Genomic DNA, 19,573 nt, shown 5'->3' on the forward strand with positions numbered 1-19,573 from the left:
GAGTGAGTGCCGAGCACCGTTGTGCCACAGTCCTTTAGCCGACAAGGCACCTGCCCGTACCCCCTTACAGGCCGCGATACGCCATATGCGCGTTGCTGCGGAGAGGGCCCGGAGTCGCGCAAGAGAATCTCCGGCGCGATCCGGGATGGGATAAGGCGGGGCCATCGAGAGGGAGACGGCCCCGGCCGGCGCCGGGTTTGGCGGCCGGCAAGGTCACTATAATCGGCGGGCCTGCCGGCGCCAGCGCCACCGTTCGGCATTGCGCGGCCGCTCCAGCGTTTTCTTCACGCGGCGGTAAACGTTGCCGCTTATTGCGCACCGCGTCCCAGATAACCGTCCCAGTCTTTCCACACCGGCTGCAGCCCGGCGTTGCTGATGGCCTCGGCGACCTGCTGCGGCGTGCGGCCGTCGTGCGGTTCGAACTGTTCCAACTCCGGCGGCACGTCATCGGCATAGCCGCCGGGCTGCGTCTTGGATCCGGCGCTGACGCTGTTGATCGCCACCGGGATCATATGATCGCGGAAGTACGGCGACTCACGCGTAGACAGCGACAGCTCAACGTCCGGCGCGAACAGCCGGAAGGCGCAGATCAGCTGCACCAGCTGAGGCTCGCTCATGATCGACGCCGGTTCAATGCCGCCAGCGCAGGGGCGCAGGCGCGGGAACGAGATCGAGTAGCGGCTCTGCCAGTAGGTTTGCTGCAGGTAAAACAGATGTTCCGCCAGCAGGTAGCAGTCGGTGCGCCAACTGTTGGACAGGCCGATCAACGCACCGAGACCGATCTTGTCGATCCCGGCGCGCCCCAGGCGATCCGGCGTGGCCAGGCGCCAATGGAAATCCTGCTTCTGGCCGCGCAGGTGATGCTGCAGGTAGGTGGCTGGATGGTAGGTTTCCTGGTACACCAGCACGCCGTCCAGGCCCAGCGTTTTCAGTTCGGCGTATTCCTCCTGCGCCAACGGCTGCACTTCCATCATCAGCGAACTGAAGTGTCGGCGGATCGCCGGGATGTGCCGGCGGAAATAGTCCATGCCAACCTTGGTCTGATGCTCGCCGGTGACCAGCAACAGATGTTCGAACCCCAGCGCCTGGATGGCTTCACACTCGCGTGCGATCTCCGCCGCATCCAGCGTTTTGCGCTTGATGCGGTTGCTCATCGAAAAGCCGCAGTAGGTACAGTCGTTGGCGCACAGGTTGGACAGATACAGCGGCACATAGAAGCTGACGACGTTGCCGAATCGCTGACGGGTCAGCTGCTGCGCGCGCTGCGCCAGCGGTTCCAGATACGGCGCGGCGGCGGGGGAGATCAGCGCCATAAAGTCGTCGCGCGTCAGCTTGTCGGCGTTCAACGCGCGTTCCACGTCGCGCGCGGTTTTGCCGTTGATGCGCAGCGTAATGTCGTCCCAATCCAGCTGTTGCCAGCGGCTACTGAAATCGTCGGCCATCACTGTGCCTCCTCTGGCTGGCTGAGGAAGGCGGTCAGCGGGCTCGAGGCGACCGCGCCGCGCTGGCTGACGCCCAATCCGGCGCTGCGCGCCAATTCGCCGGCCTCCAGCGCCAGGCGAAACGCCCGCGCCATTTGCACCGGGTCGCGCGCCACGGCGATGGCGGTATTCACCAGCACCGCGTCGGCGCCCAGCTCCATCGCTTCCAGCGCGTGGCTCGGCGCGCCGATGCCGGCGTCAACTACCACCGGCACCTTGGCCTGTTCGATGATGATCTCGAGGAAGTCGCGGGTGCGCAGACCGCGGTTGGAACCGATAGGGGCGCCGAGCGGCATCACCGCCGCGCAGCCCGCCTCTTCCAGCCGTTTGCACAGCACCGGATCGGCGCCGCAGTAGGGCAGCACCACAAAACCGTCTTTCACCAGCGTTTCCGCCGCCTTCAGCGTTTCTATCGGATCCGGCAGCAGGTATTTCACATCGGGGTGGATCTCCAGCTTCACCCAGTGGGTGCCGAGCGCTTCGCGCGCCAGACGGGCGGCGAATACCGCTTCGGCGGCCGTTTTGGCGCCGGAGGTATTGGGCAACAGCCTGACGCCCAGCTGCTGCAGCGGCGCCAAAATGGCGTCGTTGCCGCCGCGCAGATCGACGCGCTTCATGGCCATGGTCACCAGCTGCGAACCGGAGGCCGCCAGCGCCTCCAGCATCAGCGCAGGGGTGGCGAACTTGCCGGTGCCGGTGAACAGGCGCGAGGTAAAAGTGGTATCGGCGATTTTCAGCATGTCAGCCTCCGGCGATCGCTTGAAACAGCAAAATGTCGTCACCGTCCTGCACCTGATGGTCGGCCCAGTCGGCGCGCGGGATGATGGTTTGGTTGATCGCCAGCGCGGTACCCGGCTGGTGGCGTTCCAGCTGAGCCAGCAGGGCGGCGACGCTGAGCGGCTGCGCCAGCTCCAGCGGTTGGTCGTTTAAACGGATCTTCATGCCGCGCCTCCGCATACCGGGCAGGCACGGGCCTGGCTCAGTTGCAGCGTGCTCCAGCTCTGCTGCTTGCCGTCGAACAGCCGCAGTTTACCGCTGAGGGAAGAAGGCATGCCGGCCAGCATCTTGATGGCCTCCAGCGCTTGCAGAGTGCCGATCACGCCCACCACCGGGCCGAGTACCCCGGCGGTGCGGCAGTTGCGCTGCGGCTCTTCCTGCTCCGGGTACAGGCAGGCGTAGCAGCCGTGCGCATAGGGCGGCTCGAGCACCAGCAGCTGGCCGCTGAAGCCGACCGCGCTGCCGCTAATCAGCGGCTTGGCGGCGGCGATGCAGGCGGCATTGACCTCATGGCGGGTCGCCATATTGTCGCAGCAGTCCAGCACCAGATCGGCGCGGGCGACCGCGTCGCGCAGCGCTTGCCCTTGCAGCCGCTGCGCCAGCGGGATGGATTCCACCAACGGGTTCAGCGCCTGCAGGTGGCGTTGCGCCAGCGCCGCCTTGCCGGTGGCGGTATCGGCGCTGCGGTAGAGGATTTGCCGCTGCAGGTTGGTGACGTGCAGCTGGTCGTCGTCGGCCAGCAGCAGCGTGCCGACGCCGGCGGCGGCCAGATACAGCGAAGCCGGGGAACCGAGCCCACCTAAACCGACGATCAGCACCGTGGCGCGCTTGAGTCTCTCCTGGCCTTCCGGGCCGACGTCCTCCAGCAGCAGCTGGCGGCTGTAGCGCAGGAATTCCTGATCGTTAAGCATCGTTCGGATCCTCGCCTTCGATCAGCCGCAGCAGCTCGGTCGTCGCCGCGCGCCAGTCCGGTGCCTGGGTGATGGCGCTGACCACCGCCACGCTGCCGACGCCGCACGCCAGCACCGCCGGCACGCGATCGATACTGATCCCGCCGATCGCCACCGTCGGGTAATCCGCCAAACCGGCGATGTGGCGTTTCAACTCCGCCAGCCCCTGTGGCGCCGAAGGCATGTCTTTGGTCTGAGTGGGGAAGATGTGCCCCAACGCAATGTAGGACGGTTTCACCGCCAGCGCGCGCGCCAGTTCGGCGTCGTCATGGGTGGACACGCCCAGCCGCAGCCCGGCGCGGTGAATGGCCGCCAGATCGGTGGTATCGAGATCTTCCTGGCCCAGATGTACGCCGTAGGCGCCGTGCTTGATCGCCAGCCGCCAGTAGTCGTTGATGAACAGCCGCGCCTGATAACGCCGGCCCAGCGCGATGGCGGCAGCGATATCCTCTTCGACCTGCTCATCCGGCAGGTCCTTGATGCGCAGCTGGATGGTGGTGACGCCGGCCTCCAGCAGGCGAGCGATCCATTCCACGCTGTCGACGACCGGGTAAAGCCCCAGTTTGTGAGGCGTTGCCGGGAAGGGGGTCGTGATATCAGTCATTGCTGGTCTCCTCCTGCAAATTGCCGGCGCTGTGATACAGCTCGCTGCCGCGGGCGCGGAACTCGGCGGACATTTTCTCCATGCCGGTCAGCTGCACCTCGATCGGTTTGGCGGCCTCTTGGGCGGCGGCGTAGTCGCGCACCTCTTGTGAAATCTTCATCGAGCAGAATTTCGGCCCGCACATCGAGCAGAAGTGGGCGATCTTGCCGGATTCCTGCGGCAGGGTTTCGTCGTGATAGGCGCGCGCGGTGGCCGGATCGAGCGCCAGATTGAACTGATCTTCCCAACGGAATTCGAAGCGCGCCTTGGACATGGCGTTATCGCGGATCTGCGCGCCCGGATGGCCTTTGGCCAGATCGGCGGCGTGAGCGGCGATCTTGTAGGTGATCAGGCCCTGTTTGACGTCCTCTTTGTTCGGCAGGCCGAGGTGCTCTTTCGGCGTGACGTAACACAGCATGGCGCAGCCGAACCAGCCGATCATCGCCGCGCCGATGCCGGAGGTGAAATGGTCATAGCCCGGGGCGATGTCGGTGGTCAGCGGACCGAGGGTGTAGAACGGCGCTTCGTGGCAGTGTTCCAGCTCTTCGGTCATGTTGCGGCGGATCATCTGCATCGGCACGTGGCCTGGGCCCTCGATCATCACCTGCACGTCGTATTCCCAGGCGATTTTGGTCAGTTCGCCCAGCGTATGCAGTTCGGCGAACTGGGCTTCGTCGTTGGCGTCCTGAATTGAGCCGGGGCGCAGGCCGTCGCCGAGCGACAGCGAAACGTCGTAGGCGGCGCAGATCTCGCAGATTTCACGGAAGTGCTGATAGAGGAAGTTTTCCTGATGGTGCGACAGACACCATTTGGCCATGATCGAGCCGCCGCGCGACACGATGCCGGTCAGGCGTTTGGCGGTCATCGGCACGTAGCGCAGCAGCACGCCGGCGTGGATGGTGAAGTAGTCGACCCCTTGTTCAGCCTGTTCCAGCAGCGTATCGCGGAACATCTCCCAGGTGAGGTTTTCCGCCACGCCGTTGACCTTCTCCAGCGCCTGGTAGATCGGCACGGTGCCGATGGGCACCGGGCTGTTGCGCAGGATCCATTCGCGGGTTTCGTGAATGTAGCGGCCGGTGGAGAGATCCATCACGGTGTCTGCGCCCCAGCGGGTGGCCCACACCAGCTTCTCCACCTCTTCTTCGATCGATGATGTGACCGCCGAGTTGCCGATATTGGCGTTCACCTTCACCAGGAAATTGCGGCCGATGATCATCGGCTCCGCCTCAGGGTGATTGATGTTGGCGGGAATGATAGCGCGGCCGGCAGCCACTTCCTGGCGCACGAACTCCGGCGTGATGTTGTCCGGCAGGTTGGCGCCCCAGCCCTGGCCCGGATGCTGGTGGCGCAGCACCTCGCCGCGAATGCGCTCGCGCCCCATGTTTTCGCGGATGGCGATGAACTCCATCTCCGGGGTGACGATGCCGGCGCGGGCGTAGTGCAACTGGGTGACGCACTTGCCCGGTAACGCCTTGCGCGGCAGCGGCAGGTGTTCGAAACGCAGGTGATCGAGACCTTCGTCCGCCAGCCGCTGCTGGGTGAAGCCGGAGCTGGCACCGCTCAGGGTGGCGGTATCGCCGCGCGCGTCGATCCAGCCTGCGCGCAGCTTGGTCAGGCCCGCGTGCACGTCGAGCTCGGCCTGTGGATCGCCGTACGGGCCGGCGGTGTCATACACCGGGATCGCCTCGTTGGGTTCATACTGCGGGCTATCTTTGCTGCCGCCGATCAGGGTCGGGCTGAGCTGAATTTCGCGCATCGGCACCTGGATATCGCGGCGCGAACCCTGCAGGTAGATGCGGCGTGAGTTTGGGAAAGCCATGCCTTGCAGGGTGTCGATAAACTGCTGGGCGGCTTCGCGTTGCGCCTTACGGGCGCGCGGTGGATTAACGTTAGACATAGCAAGTTCCTACCAGTGTGTTGGGTTGGGAAAGTTGCTTGTCTGGAGCTCGGAGGGAGTAATGATGGTGGCCGATAAGGCAGGGCACCCGCAAGGGGAAGGCCGTGTCTGTGGCGATAGATTACTCTTGTTCCCTTCGCGGGTATTAACCCGATCAGGTTCCGCGGATCCCGAATTAACGGTCTCAGCCTGGCTGATTCGATGAACAAATCAGGCGCTAGGCACTCCGACAAGATGCCCCCCAGTATAGGAGGGATAAGAAAAAAAACCTATAAAATTTTAACGCGCCGGATCCAGCGCCTGGTCCGGCAGCGGTTGCTGCGTGGCTTCCGCTTCCAGCAGGATCAGCTTATCTTCCAGCGCAAAGCGCGCCGCCAGCGTTTCGCCGATATCCGACAAGGCCTGGTGGAATTCCAGACAAATCTCCTGATCGATATCCACTTCGGTATAGCGATCGTGGAACGCCATGATCTGTTCTGTATTGGCCCACAGCTTGGGGTAGATGTTCACCGCCAGTGACATTTTCGGACTGGCTGCGCCTTCCACTTGTTTGATAATTCTGTCATAGATATGAAAATGCCCTGCGGAGAGGTAATCCACCAGGTTATGGCAAAAGTTCTCCAGCGCTTTTTCATTCAGCGGCGTATGCTTTTCTTTATTCGGTTTGAGGCCTACCAGCGTGCAGTAGGCGACCAGCAACTGCTTGCGGGCCTGAAGCCATTGATCAACTAATTCATTACTACCGCCAACGCGCTGAGTCAGCCTTTCCAAACGGTTGAGCATGTTTGACTCCGTGTAAGTAACAAAAGTAACCGGTAAGTTATTAAAATGTAACAAAGCCGATTTGTAGAGTGCCAGTGAAGCTGAGGTTGTGCAACAACGATATGGAACTTGCATTAACGGGCAATGAAAACGGCTGGTGGATCGTCAGCCATGAAAGCAAACTTTGGTTACCGAACGGTGAATTGCCGTCGGGGAACGCCGCCGCCTTCGGCCTGCAGGGCCATATGGCGCGCACCATCGGTGAGTGGGAGGGCGCGCCGGTCTGGCTGGTGCGCCAGGCGATGCCGCGGGAGATGGGATCGGTGCGCCAACTGCTGGATCAGGATCGCGGTCTGTTCCAGCTTGCCGGGCGCGGCGTGCAGCTGGCGGATTTCTACCGCTCCCATCGCTATTGCGGCTACTGCGGCCATGAGATGCACCTCAGCCGCACCGAAAGCGCCTGCCTGTGCGGCCATTGCAAGGAGCGCTACTACCCGCAGATCGCGCCCTGCGTGATCGTCGCCATTCGGCGCGAGGATCAGATCCTGCTGGCGCAGCACGTGCGCCATCGCGGCGGTATCCACACGGTGCTGGCCGGTTTCGTTGAAGTGGGCGAAACGCTGGAGCAAGCGGTGGCGCGCGAAGTGATGGAAGAGAGCAATATTGAAATCAAGAACCTGCGCTACGTCACGTCACAACCCTGGCCGTTTCCGCACTCGCTGATGATGGCCTTTATGGCCGATTACCACCAGGGTGAGATTCGTCACGATCCCAAGGAGCTGCTCAATGCCGGCTGGTATCGTTACGACCAACTGCCGCTGTTGCCGCCGCCCGGCACCGTGGCGCGCCGGTTGATTGAGGACACCGTGGCGCTGTGCCGGGCAGAATAATGTACAATGGCCGGCAGATTATTAAGGGAGCCCCATAAATGACTGAGTTGAAGAACGATCGCTACCTGCGCGCGCTGTTGCGCCAGCCGGTGGATGTGACCCCCGTATGGATGATGCGCCAGGCCGGTCGTTATTTGCCGGAGTACAAGGCGACCCGCGCCCAGGCCGGTGATTTCATGTCGCTGTGCAAGAACGCGGAGCTGGCCTGCGAGGTTACGCTGCAGCCGCTGCGCCGCTACGCGCTGGACGCCGCCATCCTGTTCTCCGACATTCTCACCATTCCCGACGCCATGGGGCTCGGCCTGTACTTTGAAGCCGGCGAAGGCCCGCGTTTCAGCTCCCCCGTCACCTGCCGCGCCGACGTCGATAAACTGCCGGTGTTCGATCCGGAAGTGGAGCTGGGTTATGTGATGAACGCGGTGCGCACCATCCGCCGCGAGCTGAAGGGCGAAGTGCCGTTGATCGGCTTTTCCGGCAGCCCGTGGACGCTGGCTACCTATATGGTTGAGGGCGGCAGCAGCAAGGCCTTCACCAAGCTGAAGAAGATGATGTATGCCGAACCGGCCACGTTGCACCTGTTGCTGGACAAGCTGGCGGACAGCGTGATCCTGTATCTCAATGCCCAGATCAAGGCCGGCGCGCAGTCGGTGATGGTGTTCGACACCTGGGGCGGCGTGCTGACCGGGCGCGATTACCGTGAGTTCTCTTTGCACTACATGCACAAGATCGTCGATGGCTTGCTGCGTGAAAACGACGGCCGCCGTGTGCCGGTAACGCTGTTCACCAAAGGCGGCGGGCAGTGGCTGGAGGCGATGGCCGCCACCGGCTGCGATGCGCTGGGGCTGGACTGGACCACCGACATTGCCGATGCGCGCCGTCGCGTAGGCGACAAAGTGGCGCTGCAGGGCAATATGGATCCGTCGATGCTTTATGCTTCTCCGGCGCGCATCGCGGAAGAAGTGGAGACCATTCTGGCCGGTTTCGGCCACGGCAACGGTCATGTGTTCAACCTGGGCCACGGCATCCATCAGGATGTGCCGCCGGAGCACGCCGGGGCCTTCGTCGAGGCGGTACACGCGCAGTCGGCGAAATACCACCGTTAAGGATCCGATGTGACCGATATGGCGGCTCTGCGCGCCGAACAGCTGCGGCGCGCCGCTGAAGTCATTCGCTACGACGAGCTGCCGGCCGAACCGCCGGCGTTCATCGCCGGCGCCGATGTGGGCTTCGAGCAAGAGGGCGCGGTGACGCGCGCCGCCATCGCCATCCTGCGCTATCCGTCGCTGGAGCTGGTGGAGTATCAGGTGGCGCGCATCGCCACCGTCATGCCTTATATCCCGGGTTTCCTGTCGTTTCGCGAATACCCGGCGCTGTTGGCCGCCTGGGGGCAGCTGCGGCAAAAACCGGGGCTGATCTTCGTCGATGGGCACGGCGTTTCACATCCGCGGCGCCTCGGCGTCGCCAGCCATTTCGGCCTGCTGGTCGATGTGCCGACCATCGGCGTGGCCAAGAAGCGCCTGTGCGGCAAATTCGCGCCGCTGGACGCCGCCGTCGGCGCGCTGGCGCCGTTGGAAGATAAGGGAGAACAGCTGGGCTGGGTATGGCGTAGCAAGGCGCGTTGCAACCCGCTGTTCATCTCTACCGGTCACCGCGTGGGCGCCGACAGCGCGCTGGCGTGGGTGCAGCGCTGCATGGCGGGCTACCGTTTGCCGGAGCCGACCCGTTGGGCCGACGCCATCGCTTCGCGCCGTCCGGCGTTTCAGCGGTGGTTGCAGCAGCATCCGGAGGTGTCGCCATGAGCGATTTCGGGTACACTGCGCCGCAGATAACGCGTAAGAGAGTAAAGCATGCTACGTAACCCGATTCATTTACGTCTGGAACGGCTCGAGGGCTGGCAACATTTGACCTTTATGGCCAGTTTGTGCGAGCGTATGTACCCGAATTACCAGATGTTCTGCAAACAGACCGAGTTCGGCGATCCGGCAGTTTATCGCCGCATTCTGGATTTGGTGTGGGAAACGCTGGTGGTGAAGGACGCCAAGGTCAACTTCGACAGCCAGCTCGAGAAGTTGGAAGAGGCGATTCCGTCGGCGGAAGATTACGATCTTTACGGCGTTTACCCGGCAATTGATGCCTGTATCGCATTAGGGGAACTGATCCATTCGCGGCTCGGCGGGGAGACGCTGGAGCACGCCATCGCCATCAGTGAAACATCGATTCGCACCGTGGCGATGTTGGAAATGACCCAAGCCGGTAAGGAAATGACCGACGAAGAGTTGGAAAGTTTGCCTGCGGTAGAGGAAGAATGGGACATTCAATGGGAAATTTTCCGCCTGTTGGACGCCTGTGAAGAGCGCGATATAGACCTGATCAAGGGGCTGCGATCCGACCTGCGAGAGGCGGGCGTCAGCAACATCGGGATAAATTTAGCGCAATAAGGCAACAAAACGTGATTTAACGCCTGATTTGTCATGCCTTAAGGCTTCACATCCGCACCCTGTCTGGTCTACATTTGGGGGGCGTAAAAAAAGTGGCTATCGGTGCGTGTATGCAGGAGAGTGCTGTCAATCGGCATATCCGTCGCACTCGATGCTTTGCAAACGATAAACACACTGTAAGGATAACTTATGAACAAGACTCAACTGATTGATGTAATCGCGGACAAGGCTGACCTTTCCAAAGCACAAGCTAAACTGGCTCTGGAATCCACCCTGGCTGCAATTACTGAGTCTCTGAAAGAAGGTGATGCAGTACAATTGGTTGGCTTCGGTACTTTCAAAGTAAACCATCGTAGCGAGCGCACTGGCCGCAACCCACAGACTGGCAAAGAAATCAAAATCGCAGCAGCCAACGTGCCTGCGTTCGTTTCTGGCAAAGCACTGAAAGACGCCGTTAAATAAGACCGCGCCTCGGTGAAAAGATTAAACAGGGGGGCGATGGCGCCCCTTTTGTTTACTCGTCGGGCGCTCATGGCCGTTGGCATCGCCGTCGGCCTGAGCGCCTGCAGTTTCCATTCCGATATCCCCAGCTTTACCGCCAGCGGCTTCGTGGCCGATCAGGGCGTGATACGTCTGTGGCGTAAAGACGATGAGCAACATCGTCCGCAAGTGTTGGTCAGCGTTTACAGCCCTTACCGCGGCCCGGGTACCATTACCACGCTGTACACCTATCAGGGCGACGTGCTGCGCCAAATCAAACGTAACGACGCCGACGGCGATCGAGATTCCATTCAGCTGCGCTTTGCCGACGATGGCACGGTGAGCTTTATGCAGCGCCAGCTGGCGACACGCCGCGAACCGCTGACCCGCGATGAAATCGCCCTGTATCAATATCAGGCGCGACGGATCCTCGAAGTGAGCAATGCGCTGCGCGCCGGCAAGGTCAAATTGCTGCAGGGGCGTTGGATGCAGGGCGAGGTGCAAACCTGCGACGGGCAGCGCTTAAAACCCGGGTTGGATGCCTCCGCCATCGCCTGGATCGAAAAACGCGCCCGCAGCAGCAGCCGGCCGGTGAGCGTCGCCTGGCTGGAAGCGCCCGAAGGCAGCGAGCTGCTGCTGGTGGCGAACGACGATTTCTGCAGCTGGGAACCGAAAGAAGACCAGCTATAAAAAAGGCCCCGCACTGCGGAGCCTCTGGTCATTATTATGAAAGGTCAAATTATTTGCCGCGCGCAATCGCGCGATAACCGATATCTTTGCGGCAGAAGCTGCCTGGCCACTGAATGCCTTCCGCCAACTGATAGGCGCGTTGCTGCGCCTGCGCCACGGTTTCGCCCAGCGCCGTCACGCACAGCACGCGGCCGCCGCTGGTGACGACGTCATCGCCCTGCAAGCGTGTGCCGGCGTGGAAGACCTTACCGTCGGCGCTTTCCTGCTGCGGTAGCCCCTGGATCACCTCGCCGTTGCGATAGTCACCCGGATAACCGCCGGCTGCCAGCACCACGCCAAGGGCAGGGCGTTCGTCCCAATCAGAGCTCTTCTCGTTCAGACGGCCTTCGGCGCCCGCCAGACACAGCTCCACCAGATCGGAGCGCAGGCGCAGCATGATCGGCTGAGTTTCCGGATCGCCAAAACGGCAGTTGAATTCGATCACCTTCGGCTGGCCGTCGGCGGAGATCATCAGGCCGGCGTACAGGAAGCCGACGTAGGTATTGCCTTCCGCCGCCATGCCGCGCACCGTCGGCCAGATCACCTGATCCATGGCGCGCCGGTGGATTTCGTCGGTCACGACCGGCGCCGGAGAATAGGCACCCATGCCGCCGGTGTTCGGGCCGGTGTCACCGTCGCCGACGCGTTTGTGGTCCTGGCTGGTAGCCATCGGCACCACGTTCTCGCCGTCGACCATCACGATGAAGCTGGCTTCTTCGCCGTCGAGAAACTCTTCCACCACGATGCGATGACCGGCGTCGCCGAAGGCGTTGCCGGCCAACATGTCGCGCACCGCCTCTTCCGCTTCCTGCAGCGTCATCGCGACGATCACGCCTTTACCGGCCGCCAGGCCATCGGCCTTGATGACGATCGGCGCGCCTTTGCGGCGCACGTAGGCCAGCGCCGGCTCCACCTCGGTGAAGTTTTCATATTCGGCGGTCGGAATGCGGTGGCGCGCCAGGAAATCCTTGGTGAAGGCTTTGGAGCCTTCGAGCTGTGCGGCGGCCTGTGACGGGCCGAAAATTTTCAGACCGGCGGCCTGGAAGGCGTCGACCACGCCAATCACCAGCGGCGCTTCCGGCCCGACGATGGTCAGACCGATGTCATGGCTCTGGGCGAAAGCGACCAGGGCGGGGATGTCGGTGGCGGCGATCGCCACGTTTTCCAGATTGGCTTCCAGCGCGGTGCCGGCATTGCCCGGCGCAACATAGATTTTATCCGCCAGCGGAGACTGGGCGGCTTTCCAGGCCAGCGCGTGTTCGCGCCCGCCGTTGCCGATAATCAAAATGTTCATCAGAAGCTCCACGAATGGCGTGCGCCGGAGCGCACGCGGCAAAAGGAATTAATGGCGGAAGTGACGCATGTCGGTGAAGATCATCGCAATGCCGTGTTCGTTGGCGGCGGCGATCACTTCGTCGTCGCGGATCGAACCGCCCGGCTGGATCACGCAGGTGATGCCAACCGCCGCTGCGGCGTCGATGCCGTCGCGGAACGGGAAGAAGGCGTCGGAGGCCATGGCGGAGCCTTTCACTTCCAGCCCTTCGTCGCCCGCTTTGATGCCGGCGATCTTGGCGGAGTAAACGCGGCTCATCTGGCCGGCACCTATGCCGATGGTCATGTTGTCACGCGCATAAACGATGGCGTTGGATTTCACGAACTTGGCCACTTTCCAGCAGAACAGCGCGTCACGCAGTTCCTGTTCGGTCGGCTGGCGCTCTGATACCACGCGCAGATCGCCGGCGGTCACCATGCCCAGATCGCGATCCTGCACCAGCAGCCCGCCGTTGACGCGTTTGAAGTCCAGCCCCGCCACGCGTTGCTGCCACTGGCCGCAGGCCAGCACGCGCACGTTCTGTTTGGCGGCCAGCAGGGAGCGCGCTTCCTGGGTGACGTTTGGCGCGATGATCACTTCCACGAACTGGCGGCTGATGATCGCCTGCGCGGTGGCGGCGTCCAGCTCGCGGTTAAAGGCGATGATGCCGCCGAAGGCGGAGGTCGGATCGGTTTGGTAAGCGCGCTCGTAGGCGGCCAGAATGTCGTCGCCGATCGCCACGCCGCAAGGGTTGGCGTGCTTGACGATCACGCAGGCCGGTTCGTCGAACTCTTTCACGCATTCCAGCGCGGCGTCGGTATCGGCGATGTTGTTATAGGACAGCGCTTTGCCCTGCAGCTGTTCGGCGGTCGCGACAGAAGCTTCCTTTACTTCTTCCTCTATATAGAAGGCGGCCTGCTGGTGGCTGTTTTCACCGTAGCGCATATCCTGCTTCTTGATGTAGTTGAGGTTCAGGGTGCGCGGGAAGCGGCCGGACGGCTGCTCGGTCTCGCCGTGGTACGCCGGCACCAGCGCGCCGAAGTAGTTGGCGATCATGCTGTCGTAGGCGGCGGTGTGTTCAAAGGCCTTGATGGCGAGATCGAAGCGGGTGGCATAGCGCAGCGAACCGTCGTTGTTGTCCATTTCGGTAATGATGGCGGCGTAGTCGCTGCTCTTCACCACGATGGCGACGTCTTTATGGTTCTTGGCGGCGGAGCGCACCATGGTAGGGCCGCCGATATCGATATTTTCGACCGCGTCTTCCAGCGAGCAATCCGGGCGCGCCACGGTTTGGGCGAATGGGTACAGATTGACGACCACCATGTCGATAGGCTGGATGTCATGCTGATTCATGACGGTATCGTCCCGGCCGCGGCGGCCGAGGATACCGCCGTGAACTTTCGGGTGCAGGGTCTTAACTCGTCCGTCCATCATTTCCGGGAAGCCGGTGTAGTCGGAAACTTCGGTAACGGGCAGACCGGCGTCTGCCAGCAGACGGGCGGTGCCGCCGGTGGACAGCAGTTCAACGCCGCGCTGGGAAAGCGCTTCGGCGAATTCAACGATACCGGTTTTGTCAGACACGCTGAGCAGGGCCCGGCGGATTGGACGAGGTTGTTGCATGGTTTTATCCCTTGGCTTTGAGTCGCAATTAAAGAGCGTTACGTGAATGTCCACCTCGTTCTCTCTATAAGGAAGGTTTTTTGCCTTATAAAGGGAGGGTCAGGCACATATTCAGGTAACGCCCCCATTAAAAGGGGGATCGTTTCGTCGCGGGGAATTGTAGCGAAAACGTTTGCGTGGCGCTCGTAAATTTTCCGTACAAATCGCATCTGTGGATAACACTGTGCGCAAGTGGGTATAAGGCGGGGTTTTGCTGTGGAATGCAGCGAACGATCGTTTTTGCTGAAAATACCTGTTGCGGCCTGCGAGGAACTCCCTATAATGCGCCTCCATCGACACGGAACATGTGAACAACTTCACAGAGTATCCGGGGGTTCGCAGAGAAAAAAATCCTGAAAATTAGGGTTGACTCTGAAAGAGGAAAGCGTAATATACGCCACCTCGAGTTAGCAAGCGAAAGCGCCTAACTCACTGCTCTTTAACAATTTATCAGACAATCTGTGTGGGCACTCCACAAGACGATATCCAGCATCTTCGGATGCAAAAAAATATCAAGTCTTGAAGAGTGACTAACTGAAGTAAAATTCATGCAGTAAATCTTTGAGCATCGCTTCTCGAGTGGAAGCAAATCAAGCTTTTAATTGAAGAGTTTGATCATGGCTCAGATTGAACGCTGGCGGCAGGCTTAACACATGCAAGTCGAGCGGTAGCACAGGGGAGCTTGCTCCCTGGGTGACGAGCGGCGGACGGGTGAGTAATGTCTGGGAAACTGCCTGATGGAGGGGGATAACTACTGGAAACGGTAGCTAATACCGCATAACGTCGCAAGACCAAAGAGGGGGACCTTCGGGCCTCTTGCCATCAGATGTGCCCAGATGGGATTAGCTAGTAGGTGGGGTAATGGCTCACCTAGGCGACGATCCCTAGCTGGTCTGAGAGGATGACCAGCCACACTGGAACTGAGACACGGTCCAGACTCCTACGGGAGGCAGCAGTGGGGAATATTGCACAATGGGCGCAAGCCTGATGCAGCCATGCCGCGTGTGTGAAGAAGGCCTTCGGGTTGTAAAGCACTTTCAGCGAGGAGGAAGGTGGTGAGCTTAATACGTTCATCAATTGACGTTACTCGCAGAAGAAGCACCGGCTAACTCCGTGCCAGCAGCCGCGGTAATACGGAGGGTGCAAGCGTTAATCGGAATTACTGGGCGTAAAGCGCACGCAGGCGGTTTGTTAAGTCAGATGTGAAATCCCCGGGCTCAACCTGGGAACTGCATTTGAAACTGGCAAGCTAGAGTCTCGTAGAGGGGGGTAGAATTCCAGGTGTAGCGGTGAAATGCGTAGAGATCTGGAGGAATACCGGTGGCGAAGGCGGCCCCCTGGACGAAGACTGACGCTCAGGTGCGAAAGCGTGGGGAGCAAACAGGATTAGATACCCTGGTAGTCCACGCTGTAAACGATGTCGATTTGGAGGTTGTGCCCTTGAGGCGTGGCTTCCGGAGCTAACGCGTTAAATCGACCGCCTGGGGAGTACGGCCGCAAGGTTAAAACTCAAATGAATTGACGGGGGCCCGCACAAGCGGTGGAGCATGTGGTTTAATTCGATGCAACGCGAAGAACCTTACCTACTCTTGACATCCAGAGAACTTTCCAGAGATGGATTGGTGCCTTCGGGAACTCTGAGACAGGTGCTGCATGGCTGTCGTCAGCTCGTGTTGTGAAATGTTGGGTTAAGTCCCGCAACGAGCGCAACCCTTATCCTTTGTTGCCAGCGGTTCGGCCGGGAACTCAAAGGAGACTGCCAGTGATAAACTGGAGGAAGGTGGGGATGACGTCAAGTCATCATGGCCCTTACGAGTAGGGCTACACACGTGCTACAATGGCGTATACAAAGAGAAGCGACCTCGCGAGAGCAAGCGGACCTCATAAAGTACGTCGTAGTCCGGATTGGAGTCTGCAACTCGACTCCATGAAGTCGGAATCGCTAGTAATCGTAGATCAGAATGCTACGGTGAATACGTTCCCGGGCCTTGTACACACCGCCCGTCACACCATGGGAGTGGGTTGCAAAAGAAGTAGGTAGCTTAACCTTCGGGAGGGCGCTTACCACTTTGTGATTCATGACTGGGGTGAAGTCGTAACAAGGTAACCGTAGGGGAACCTGCGGTTGGATCACCTCCTTACCTAAAGATATTAGTTCGCGTGGCGTGCTCACACAGATTGTCTGATAGAAAGTAACGAGCAGAAATACCTTTATAGGCTTGTAGCTCAGGTGGTTAGAGCGCACCCCTGATAAGGGTGAGGTCGGTGGTTCAAGTCCACTCAGGCCTACCACTTCTCATGAAGTGGAAAAGGTACTGCGCGTGACTGTATGGGGCTATAGCTCAGCTGGGAGAGCGCCTGCCTTGCACGCAGGAGGTCAGCGGTTCGATCCCGCTTAGCTCCACCATATAGTCCGGTATTTCAATACTTCAGAGTATATTGGCGACAGTATGCTGCGAAGTATTTTGCTCTTTAACAATCTGGAACAAGCTGAAAATTGAAACATGACGGCTGAAATTTATCCCTCCGTAGAAGTWYYGGGATAAAGAGTAACCTGTCATAGAGTCTCTCAAATGTTTGCAGCRCGAACGATGGAAACATCTTCGGGTTGTGAGGTTAAGTGACTAAGCGTACACGGTGGATGCCTAGGCAGTCAGAGGCGATGAAGGGCGTGCTAATCTGCGAAAAGCGTCGGTAAGGTGATATGAACCGTTATAACCGGCGATACCCGAATGGGGAAACCCAGTGTGTTTCGACACACTATCATGTCATGAATACATAGTGGCATGAGGCGAACCGGGGGAACTGAAACATCTAAGTACCCCGAGGAAAAGAAATCAACCGAGATTCCCCCKAGTAGCGGCGAGCGAACGGGGAGAGCCCAGAACCTGAATCGGCTTGTGTGTTAGTGGAAGCGTCTGGAAAGTCGCGCAGCAAAGGGTGATAGCCCCGTACACTAAAATGCACAGGTCGTGAGTTCGATGAGTAGGGCGGGACACGTGACATCCTGTCTGAATATGGGGGGACCATCCTCCAAGGCTAAATACTCCTGACTGACCGATAGTGAACCAGTACCGTGAGGGAAAGGCGAAAAGAACCCCGGCGAGGGGAGTGAAATAGAACCTGAAACCGTGTACGTACAAGCAGTGGGAGCACCTTCGTGGTGTGACTGCGTACCTTTTGTATAATGGGTCAGCGACTTATATTTTGTAGCAAGGTTAACCGTATAGGGGAGCCGTAGGGAAACCGAGTCTTAACTGGGCGATTAGTTGCAAGGTATAGACCCGAAACCCGGTGATCTAGCCATGGGCAGGTTGAAGGTTGGGTAACACTAACTGGAGGACCGAACCGACTAATGTTGAAAAATTAGCGGATGACTTGTGGCTGGGGGTGAAAGGCCAATCAAACCGGGAGATAGCTGGTTCTCCCCGAAAGCTATTTAGGTAGCGCCTCGTGAACTCATCTTCGGGGGTAGAGCACTGTTTCGGCTAGGGGGCCATCCCGGCTTACCAAACCGATGCAAACTCCGAATACCGAAGAATGTTATCACGGGAGACACACGGCGGGTGCTAACGTCCGTCGTGAAGAGGGAAACAACCCAGACCGCCAGCTAAGGTCCCAAAGTCATGGTTAAGTGGGAAACGATGTGGGAAGGCATAGACAGCCAGGATGTTGGCTTAGAAGCAGCCATCATTTAAAGAAAGCGTAATAGCTCACTGGTCGAGTCGGCCTGCGCGGAAGATGTAACGGGGCTAAACCATGCACCGAAGCTGCGGCAGCGACGCTTAGCGTTGTTGGGTAGGGGAGCGTTCTGTAAGCCGTTGAAGGTGGCCTGTGAGGGTTGCTGGAGGTATCAGAAGTGCGAATGCTGACATAAGTAACGATAAAGCGGGTGAAAAGCCCGCTCGCCGGAAGACCAAGGGTTCCTGTCCAACGTTAATCGGGGCAGGGTGAGTCGACCCCTAAGGCGAGGCTGAAAAGCGTAGTCGATGGGAAACAGGTTAATATTCCTGTACTTGGTGTTACTGCGAAGGGGGGACGGAGAAGGCTAGGCTGGCCGGGCGACGGTTGTCCCGGTTTAAGCGTGTAGGGGGTGTGACCTGGTAAATCCGGTTGCATACTAACCCTGAGGCGTGATGACGATGCACTACGGTGCAGAAGTAGTTGATGCCCTGCTTCCAGGAAAATCCTCTAAGCTCCAGGTAACATTAAATCGTACCCCAAACCGACACAGGTGGTCAGGTAGAGAATACCAAGGCGCTTGAGAGAACTCGGGTGAAGGAACTAGGCAAAATGGTGCCGTAACTTCGGGAGAAGGCACGCTGGCATGTAGGTGAAGTCCCTTGCGGATGGAGCTGAAGCCAGTCGAAGATACCAGCTGGCTGCAACTGTTTAATAAAAACACAGCACTGTGCAAACACGAAAGTGGACGTATACGGTGTGACGCCTGCCCGGTGCTGGAAGGTTAATTGATGGGGTCAGCCGCAAGGCGAAGCTCTTGATCGAAGCCCCAGTAAACGGCGGCCGTAACTATAACGGTCCTAAGGTAGCGAAATTCCTTGTCGGGTAAGTTCCGACCTGCACGAATGGCGTAATGATGGCCAGGCTGTCTCCACCCGAGACTCAGTGAAATTGAACTCGCTGTGAAGATGCAGTGTACCCGCGGCAAGACGGAAAGACCCCGTGAACCTTTACTATAGCTTGACACTGAACATTGAGCCTTGATGTGTAGGATAGGTGGGAGGCTTTGAAGCGTGGACGCCAGTCTGCGTGGAGCCATCCTTGAAATACCACCCTTTAATGTTTGATGTTCTAACTCGGCCCCGTGATCCGGGGTGAGGACAGTGTCTGGTGGGTAGTTTGACTGGGGCGGTCTCCTCCCAAAGAGTAACGGAGGAGCACGAAGGTTAGCTAATCACGGTCGGACATCGTGAGGTTAGTGCAAAGGCATAAGCTAGCTTGACTGCGAGAGTGACGGCTCGAGCAGGTACGAAAGTAGGTCTTAGTGATCCGGTGGTTCTGAATGGAAGGGCCATCGCTCAACGGATAAAAGGTACTCCGGGGATAACAGGCTGATACCGCCCAAGAGTTCATATCGACGGCGGTGTTTGGCACCTCGATGTCGGCTCATCACATCCTGGGGCTGAAGTAGGTCCCAAGGGTATGGCTGTTCGCCATTTAAAGTGGTACGCGAGCTGGGTTTAGAACGTCGTGAGACAGTTCGGTCCCTATCTGCCGTGGGCGTTGGAAGATTGAGAGGGGTTGCTCCTAGTACGAGAGGACCGGAGTGAACGCACCACTGGTGTTCGGGTTGTCATGCCAATGGCATTGCCCGGTAGCTAAGTGCGGAAAAGATAAGCGCTGAAAGCATCTAAGCGCGAAACTTGCCTCAAGATGAGTCTTCCCTGGRCCTTTAAGGYCCCTGAAGGAACGTTTAAGACTAAGACGTTGATAGGCTGGGTGTGTAAGTKMAGCGATGCATTGAGCTAWCCAGKACTMATGATYSGTGAGAGCKYAMCCTTRSWACASCGRWGRKGTYYYYAGWKMGAYTTTCW

15 protein-coding genes, 2 tRNA genes, 2 rRNA genes and 1 riboswitch are annotated in these 19,573 nt (G+C 59.3%); of the genes, 10 read left to right on the top strand and 9 right to left on the bottom strand.

Going from position 1 to position 19,573, the window contains the following annotated elements; genetic code table 11:
- Positions 1 to 308: 308 nt before the first annotated feature.
- The 7 genes from thiH to L085_RS05920 form a co-directional block, all read right to left on the bottom strand.
- Positions 309 to 1,442, bottom strand: a complete 1,134-nt coding sequence (gene thiH / locus L085_RS05890) for a 2-iminoacetate synthase ThiH (RefSeq protein WP_044030298.1) — start codon at positions 1,440 to 1,442, stop codon at positions 309 to 311.
- Positions 1,442 to 2,221 (bottom strand): thiazole synthase, encoded by a 780-nt coding sequence (locus tag L085_RS05895; RefSeq protein WP_015376322.1) that lies wholly within the window; start codon positions 2,219 to 2,221, stop codon positions 1,442 to 1,444. The genes thiH and L085_RS05895 overlap by 1 nt, the downstream gene beginning before the upstream one ends.
- Position 2,222: 1 nt before the next feature.
- Positions 2,223 to 2,423, bottom strand: coding sequence for a sulfur carrier protein ThiS (gene thiS, locus L085_RS05900; RefSeq protein WP_004929884.1), 201 nt, complete (start codon positions 2,421 to 2,423; stop codon positions 2,223 to 2,225).
- Entirely contained in the window at positions 2,420 to 3,169 is a 750-nt protein-coding gene (locus tag L085_RS05905) for a HesA/MoeB/ThiF family protein (RefSeq protein ID WP_015376324.1), read from the bottom strand. Before L085_RS05905 ends, thiS begins: the two co-directional genes overlap by 4 nt.
- Positions 3,162 to 3,812 (bottom strand): thiamine phosphate synthase, encoded by a 651-nt coding sequence (gene thiE / locus L085_RS05910; protein ID WP_021505238.1) that lies wholly within the window; start codon positions 3,810 to 3,812, stop codon positions 3,162 to 3,164. The genes L085_RS05905 and thiE overlap by 8 nt, the downstream gene beginning before the upstream one ends.
- Complete coding sequence (gene thiC / locus L085_RS05915; protein ID WP_044030299.1) at positions 3,805 to 5,748, bottom strand: phosphomethylpyrimidine synthase ThiC; 1,944 nt, start codon at positions 5,746 to 5,748, stop codon at positions 3,805 to 3,807. The genes thiE and thiC overlap by 8 nt, the downstream gene beginning before the upstream one ends.
- Positions 5,749 to 5,862: 114 nt before the next feature.
- A riboswitch (TPP riboswitch) is annotated at positions 5,863 to 5,987 on the bottom strand.
- Positions 5,988 to 6,027: 40 nt separating this feature from the next.
- Positions 6,028 to 6,531: an Rsd/AlgQ family anti-sigma factor gene (locus L085_RS05920; RefSeq protein WP_044030301.1), complete on the bottom strand. Its 504-nt coding sequence runs from the start codon at positions 6,529 to 6,531 to the stop codon at positions 6,028 to 6,030.
- 101 nt (positions 6,532 to 6,632) lie between these two features.
- Here L085_RS05920 and nudC point away from each other — a divergent pair, with 101 nt between their 5' ends.
- The 6 genes from nudC to L085_RS05950 all read left to right on the top strand — a co-directional run bounded on the left by nudC (position 6,633) and on the right by L085_RS05950 (position 11,008).
- Positions 6,633 to 7,400 carry an NAD(+) diphosphatase gene (nudC, locus tag L085_RS05925; protein ID WP_044030303.1) on the top strand — a complete coding sequence of 256 codons (768 nt, stop codon included), beginning with the start codon at positions 6,633 to 6,635 and terminating at the stop codon, positions 7,398 to 7,400.
- 38 nt (positions 7,401 to 7,438) lie between these two features.
- Entirely contained in the window at positions 7,439 to 8,503 is a 1,065-nt protein-coding gene (gene hemE, locus L085_RS05930; protein WP_004929877.1) for a uroporphyrinogen decarboxylase, read from the top strand.
- A gap of 9 nt (positions 8,504 to 8,512) precedes the next feature.
- Positions 8,513 to 9,199: a deoxyribonuclease V gene (gene nfi, locus L085_RS05935; protein WP_044030304.1), complete on the top strand. Its 687-nt coding sequence runs from the start codon at positions 8,513 to 8,515 to the stop codon at positions 9,197 to 9,199.
- A gap of 48 nt (positions 9,200 to 9,247) precedes the next feature.
- Positions 9,248 to 9,838, top strand: a complete 591-nt coding sequence (locus tag L085_RS05940; protein WP_004929875.1) for a YjaG family protein — start codon at positions 9,248 to 9,250, stop codon at positions 9,836 to 9,838.
- Positions 9,839 to 10,027: 189 nt separating this feature from the next.
- Entirely contained in the window at positions 10,028 to 10,300 is a 273-nt protein-coding gene (gene hupA / locus L085_RS05945; RefSeq protein WP_004929874.1) for a nucleoid-associated protein HU-alpha, read from the top strand.
- 36 nt (positions 10,301 to 10,336) lie between these two features.
- Positions 10,337 to 11,008 (top strand): DUF1481 domain-containing protein, encoded by a 672-nt coding sequence (locus L085_RS05950; RefSeq protein ID WP_015376330.1) that lies wholly within the window; start codon positions 10,337 to 10,339, stop codon positions 11,006 to 11,008.
- Between the two features lie 49 nt (positions 11,009 to 11,057).
- On the opposite strand, the gene purD is transcribed toward L085_RS05950, so the two are convergent.
- Together purD and purH are read right to left on the bottom strand one after the other, a co-directional pair.
- Positions 11,058 to 12,341, bottom strand: a complete 1,284-nt coding sequence (purD, locus tag L085_RS05955; RefSeq protein ID WP_044030305.1) for a phosphoribosylamine--glycine ligase — start codon at positions 12,339 to 12,341, stop codon at positions 11,058 to 11,060.
- Positions 12,342 to 12,389: 48 nt separating this feature from the next.
- Positions 12,390 to 13,979 (bottom strand): bifunctional phosphoribosylaminoimidazolecarboxamide formyltransferase/IMP cyclohydrolase, encoded by a 1,590-nt coding sequence (gene purH / locus L085_RS05960; protein WP_144240650.1) that lies wholly within the window; start codon positions 13,977 to 13,979, stop codon positions 12,390 to 12,392.
- A gap of 638 nt (positions 13,980 to 14,617) precedes the next feature.
- Here purH and L085_RS05965 point away from each other — a divergent pair.
- The 4 genes from L085_RS05965 to L085_RS05980 all read left to right on the top strand — a co-directional run bounded on the left by L085_RS05965 (position 14,618) and on the right by L085_RS05980 (position 19,540).
- A 16S ribosomal RNA gene (locus tag L085_RS05965) occupies positions 14,618 to 16,159 on the top strand.
- A gap of 74 nt (positions 16,160 to 16,233) precedes the next feature.
- A tRNA-Ile gene (locus tag L085_RS05970) sits at positions 16,234 to 16,310 on the top strand.
- Positions 16,311 to 16,349: 39 nt separating this feature from the next.
- Positions 16,350 to 16,425 (top strand) — tRNA-Ala (locus L085_RS05975).
- Between the two features lie 207 nt (positions 16,426 to 16,632).
- Positions 16,633 to 19,540: ribosomal RNA gene (locus tag L085_RS05980) — 23S ribosomal RNA — on the top strand.
- Together the 16S and 23S rRNA genes with 2 tRNA genes alongside form the textbook arrangement of a ribosomal RNA operon.
- Positions 19,541 to 19,573 lie beyond the last annotated feature (33 nt).

The organism is Serratia sp. FS14 (assembly GCF_000695995.1).
In the GTDB taxonomy this organism is placed as follows: domain Bacteria; phylum Pseudomonadota; class Gammaproteobacteria; order Enterobacterales; family Enterobacteriaceae; genus Serratia; species Serratia nematodiphila.

What these genes read in the sequence shown, in the direction of transcription:
- thiH (WP_044030298.1), bottom strand. Translation starts at nt 1,442, where the DNA reads ATGGCCGACGATTTCAGTAGCCGCTGGCAACAGCTGGATTGGGACGAC.
- L085_RS05895 (WP_015376322.1), bottom strand. Translation starts at nt 2,221, where the DNA reads ATGCTGAAAATCGCCGATACCACTTTTACCTCGCGCCTGTTCACCGGC.
- thiS (WP_004929884.1), bottom strand. Translation starts at nt 2,423, where the DNA reads ATGAAGATCCGTTTAAACGACCAACCGCTGGAGCTGGCGCAGCCGCTC.
- L085_RS05905 (WP_015376324.1), bottom strand. Translation starts at nt 3,169, where the DNA reads ATGCTTAACGATCAGGAATTCCTGCGCTACAGCCGCCAGCTGCTGCTG.
- thiE (WP_021505238.1), bottom strand. Translation starts at nt 3,812, where the DNA reads ATGACTGATATCACGACCCCCTTCCCGGCAACGCCTCACAAACTGGGG.
- thiC (WP_044030299.1), bottom strand. Translation starts at nt 5,748, where the DNA reads ATGTCTAACGTTAATCCACCGCGCGCCCGTAAGGCGCAACGCGAAGCC.
- L085_RS05920 (WP_044030301.1), bottom strand. Translation starts at nt 6,531, where the DNA reads ATGCTCAACCGTTTGGAAAGGCTGACTCAGCGCGTTGGCGGTAGTAAT.
- nudC (WP_044030303.1), top strand. Translation starts at nt 6,633, where the DNA reads ATGGAACTTGCATTAACGGGCAATGAAAACGGCTGGTGGATCGTCAGC.
- hemE (WP_004929877.1), top strand. Translation starts at nt 7,439, where the DNA reads ATGACTGAGTTGAAGAACGATCGCTACCTGCGCGCGCTGTTGCGCCAG.
- L085_RS05940 (WP_004929875.1), top strand. Translation starts at nt 9,248, where the DNA reads ATGCTACGTAACCCGATTCATTTACGTCTGGAACGGCTCGAGGGCTGG.
- hupA (WP_004929874.1), top strand. Translation starts at nt 10,028, where the DNA reads ATGAACAAGACTCAACTGATTGATGTAATCGCGGACAAGGCTGACCTT.
- L085_RS05950 (WP_015376330.1), top strand. Translation starts at nt 10,337, where the DNA reads ATGGCGCCCCTTTTGTTTACTCGTCGGGCGCTCATGGCCGTTGGCATC.
- purD (WP_044030305.1), bottom strand. Translation starts at nt 12,341, where the DNA reads ATGAACATTTTGATTATCGGCAACGGCGGGCGCGAACACGCGCTGGCC.
- purH (WP_144240650.1), bottom strand. Translation starts at nt 13,979, where the DNA reads ATGCAACAACCTCGTCCAATCCGCCGGGCCCTGCTCAGCGTGTCTGAC.